This is a genomic window from Dietzia sp. UBA5065 (genome assembly GCA_002415925.1).
Classification (GTDB): domain Bacteria; phylum Actinomycetota; class Actinomycetes; order Mycobacteriales; family Mycobacteriaceae; genus Dietzia.
This window is the reverse complement of the sequence record DIAZ01000027.1, coordinates 1-3,850: the sequence shown is the minus strand read 5'-3', so window position 1 is coordinate 3,850 and position 3,850 is coordinate 1. Positions and strand designations below refer to the sequence as shown.

The window sequence follows — 3,850 nt, the reverse complement described above, 5'->3', positions numbered from 1 at the left end:
GCCATCGCCGCCCTGGTCATGGGGCTGCGGGGGCTCGGCGCGGTCGAGACCTACAACCTCGTGCAGATCGGCAGCGTGGCCCTGGTGTTCCCGCTGGGCGTGGCCGCGCTCGCCTGGCTGATCACCCACCGACGCTTCTCCCGGCCGGCCGCGGCCACCTCGGCCGCCGTCGCCGCGCTGGCCACCCCGCTCTTCCCCGGACTGCCGTTCGTCGAGGTCATGGTGGCCGCGACCCCGTCCGCGGTGGGCAACGGGCTCGCGGGGCTCGTCGCCGCGGTGGTGGTGGCCGCCCTGGCCGACCGCCGGCTGGTGCCCGCCGCCGCGCTGGGGCTCGTCGGCATCGGTGGCGTCCACCCCTCCGCCATGGTCACCGCCGGCGTGTTCGTCCTGTTCTGGTGGCTGTTCGAGGGGCTGTGGCGGCCGGTGCGGGGTCGGCTCAGGGACGTGGTGGTCCTGGCCGGGATCGGGGTGGCGGGCGTGCTCACGCTGCTGCCCCAGGTGCTCACCGTCTCCGAGGAGGCCGACGACATCTCTGCCTTCGAGTTCCAGATCGACGCCGACCGCGCCGCCACCTGGGGCAAGGCCGTGACCCTGCAGGTCCGCCACGTGCAGGAGTGGGGCATCCGCTGGGTGCTGCTCTCGCTGGCGGTGCTGGGCGTGATCGTCATGCTCCGTCGCCTGGTGCTGTGGCCGATCCTGCTCTGGGGTGGGCTGCTGGTGGTGTGCGTCAACGCCATGGGCGTCTTCGGCAACTGGACCGGCGGCGTGCTCCGGGCGATCGGCAGCGTGTACTACAACGACCCGCGTCGGATCGGTGTGGTCCTGGCGATCGTCGTGGCGGCCGCGGTGGGTGTGGGCGTCGGGGTGACGGTCCAGGCGCTGGCGGGGTGGCTGACCCGCCTCATCGACCCGATCACCGACCCGGACGGTCGGGGCGCGGACATGGCCCGGGTGGCCGTGGCCCTGGCCGCGCTGGTCGGCGTCGGCTCGTGGGTCGTCCAGGCCTCCCCCGAGTACGCGGTGGCGGCCGGCCAGAACCAACGGTGGGGTCGCATGGTCGACGACCACGACCTGCGCGCGTTCCGGTGGCTGGCCGACCAGCCGCGGGCGTACTCCGGCGTGATCTACACCAATCAGGACGAGGGCTCGGGCTGGATGTACGCCACCGACGGGTTGCCGTCCACGGCGCGGCACTACCTGCCGCCCGGCGAGACCGCCCCGCTCACCACGTTCCTGTTCCACGCGATGGACCGGGCAGGCGTGGACCCGGACGTCGACGCCGCGCTCGCCGAGCTGGGCGTGACCTACGTCTACATCAGCCCGCCCAACTACTGGGGATTCCAGAAGCCCAACGAGCACCTGCTGCGGCTGGAGGACACCCCGGGTCTGGTCGAGGTGTACTCGGAATCGCAGGTCCGCATCTTTGCCGTCCGCGCGGCGTTCACCGAGGAGGAACTCGCTCAGGTCACGGCGGACTCGCCGTTCCCGCCCGACCGGCGCACCCCGCTCACCCGCGCGTCCGCGCTGTACGGGCCCGAGTGACGGGCCCCGACCGGGCGCGGTGGGCCGCCCCGCCCCGGGACGGGTCGTATCCTTGGGGCGGTCGTCCGACGAGGCGCCGCGGCGGGACCGCCGCACACCGGGAGGGGAACACATGCGGGCGCTCGTGACGGGTGGGGCCGGGTTCATCGGATCGACGTTGGTGGACCGGCTGCTGGCCGAGGGGCACGAGGTGACCGTCGTGGACGACCTGTCCCGGGGGCGTCTGGAGAACCTCGACGGCGCCCGCGCGGCGGGGGACCGGTTCGCCTTCCACGAGATGGACCTCACCGACCCGGCGATCGGGGACCTGGTGGCGCAGGCGGCACCCGAGGTGGTATTCCACCTGGCGGCGCAGATCGACGTCCGCCTGTCGGTGGAGGACCCCGTCCACGACGCCGAGGTCAACGTGGTGGGCACCGTGCGACTGGCCGAGGCCGCGCGCCGGGCCGGGGTGCGGCGGATCGTCTTCACCTCCTCCGGCGGGTCGATCTACGGCCCCGTCACCGAGCTCCCGGTGGCGGAGACCCGCCCGGTCGACCCGCTGAGCCCGTACGCCGCGGGCAAGGTGGCCGGGGAGATCTACCTCGAGATGTTCGCCCGCCTCTACGGGATCGAGTGGGCGGGGGTGGCGCCGGCCAACGTGTACGGGCCGCGCCAGGACCCGCACGGCGAGGCCGGGGTGGTGGCGATCTTCTCCCAGCGGCTGCTCGCGGGGCAGCCCACCCGCGTGTTCGGCGACGGCGGCAACACCCGGGACTACGTGTACGTCGACGACGTGGTGGACGCGTTCATGCGCGCCGCGACCGTCCCCGGCGCGGCGGGGCTGCGCTTCAACGTGGGCACCGGCCTCGAGACCAGCGACCGCGGCCTGCACACCCTGGTCGCCGAGGCGGCGGGGGCGGCCGACGCCCCGGAGTACGCCCCCGCCCGACTCGGCGACGTCGCCCGCTCGGCGCTGGACGCCGGCCGGGCCGCCGAGGTGCTGGGCTGGACGCCGCGGGTGCCGATCCGCGAGGGGGTCGCGCGGACGGTGGACTACTTCCGCGACTGAGGCACCCTCGGCGGGGCTACCCCTCGGCCCCGGCGGCCGGAGCTCGGACCGCCGCGTTCGGCTGCGGGGGGTTCGGCTGCGGGAGGTCCGGCTGGGGGAGGAACGGCTGGAGGAACCCGGCCAGCCCCGGCACGGGCGCGAAGCCGACCCCGGGATCCACCGGACCGGTGACCTCCGGCTCGGGGGACCGCGCGTCGGCGGGGTCCCGGCCGGCGGCCGGCGGTTCGGGCTGGGCGGCGGCGGCCGGTGGCTCGGGAACGACGGGCGCCTGGCGGGCAGGCTGGGGCGACACGGCCGCCGGCGCCGCCGCGGAGGTGGGAACAACGGTCACCGCCGGCGCCGCGGCGACCTCGTCGGTGCCCCCGCCGGGCTGCTCCACAGCGACCGGGGAGGAGGTCCCGGGGGACGTCGGGGCCGGCGCCTCGGAGGGTGTCGAGGCGATCGGTTGCGGGGTCACCGGAGCCGCCCGGGCTGCGGTGAACTGCTCCCGCGCGCGGTCGACGGCCTGGGTGCTGCGGTGCGCGTCGTACCAGAGCCCGCCCGTGATCAACCCCACCGACAGCACCCCCAGCGCCCCCACGCCGAGGACGCCGGTCGTGGGGCGGGAGAACCGTGAGCCGGGCGAAGCCATGGGATCCAGTATCAGGCAGGTCCGGAGTGTACGCCAACCGCATCCCCGCCCGCGCGGGTCGGAGGGGGGACGACGACGAGCCGCTCGGGCGCCTCCCAGAGCACCACCGGGTCCCCGTACGGGTCCTGTCCCCGGAGCAGCCACAGCCCCACGGCGTGGCGCCACACCGTCGGCGATACCCGGCCGTCGGTGCCCCGCCGGGTGCCGGTGCGGTGGGCCCGGATCGCGCGGTCGCGCCACAGCGGGACCCGCCCGCCGAGCATCACCGAGAGCATGGCCTCGAACGCGCCGCACCCCCGGTCGAAGACCCCGCCGTGACCGCGGGTGCCGTAGACGGGCGAGCCGTCGGGGAAGTACCCGGTGTCGAGGCGGACCGTGGCGTCGCCGAGATCGGACGTGGACCAGGGCCGGCGCAACCCGAACCTGAGCTGCAGCAACTCCACGGGATCGCCGGGGGCGGTGAACGAGTACCTCAGGACCGGGCCGGGGGCGCGCCAGTCGGCCGGCCCGCGCACGCCCACCCCGAGGTCCGGGGACTCGGCGTAGACCACGCGGTCGGCGCGCAGGCCCAGGCGCTCGGCCGTGCCGACGATCCGGCCGCCGTAGGAGTGGCCCACCACGGTGAG

At 75.4% G+C, this 3,850-nt stretch carries 3 protein-coding genes and 1 pseudogene; 2 read left to right on the top strand and 2 right to left on the bottom strand.

What is annotated here, in order from left to right; translation table 11 throughout:
* On the top strand, positions 1–1,542 hold a 1,542-nt coding region (locus B4M60_RS02145; RefSeq protein ID WP_291079842.1), incomplete at its 5' end, for a DUF6541 family protein.
* A gap of 112 nt (positions 1,543–1,654) precedes the next feature.
* The gene (locus B4M60_RS02140) at positions 1,655–2,593 is read left to right on the top strand and encodes an SDR family NAD(P)-dependent oxidoreductase (protein ID WP_291079840.1); all 939 of its coding nucleotides are present in this window, start codon (positions 1,655–1,657) and stop codon (positions 2,591–2,593) included.
* Between the two features lie 16 nt (positions 2,594–2,609).
* Here the strand turns inward: B4M60_RS02140 and B4M60_RS02135 are convergent, their stop codons facing one another.
* Together B4M60_RS02135 and B4M60_RS02130 are read right to left on the bottom strand one after the other, a co-directional pair.
* Entirely contained in the window at positions 2,610–3,224 is a 615-nt protein-coding gene (locus B4M60_RS02135) for a hypothetical protein (RefSeq protein WP_291079838.1), read from the bottom strand.
* A gap of 11 nt (positions 3,225–3,235) precedes the next feature.
* Positions 3,236–3,850, bottom strand: a pseudogene (locus B4M60_RS02130) (hypothetical protein); the annotation flags it as partial.

Coding starts and splice junctions, on each gene's coding strand:
- B4M60_RS02135 (WP_291079838.1), bottom strand. CDS start 3,224: ATGGCTTCGCCCGGCTCACGGTTCTCCCGCCCCACGACCGGCGTCCTC.
- B4M60_RS02140 (WP_291079840.1), top strand. CDS start 1,655: ATGCGGGCGCTCGTGACGGGTGGGGCCGGGTTCATCGGATCGACGTTG.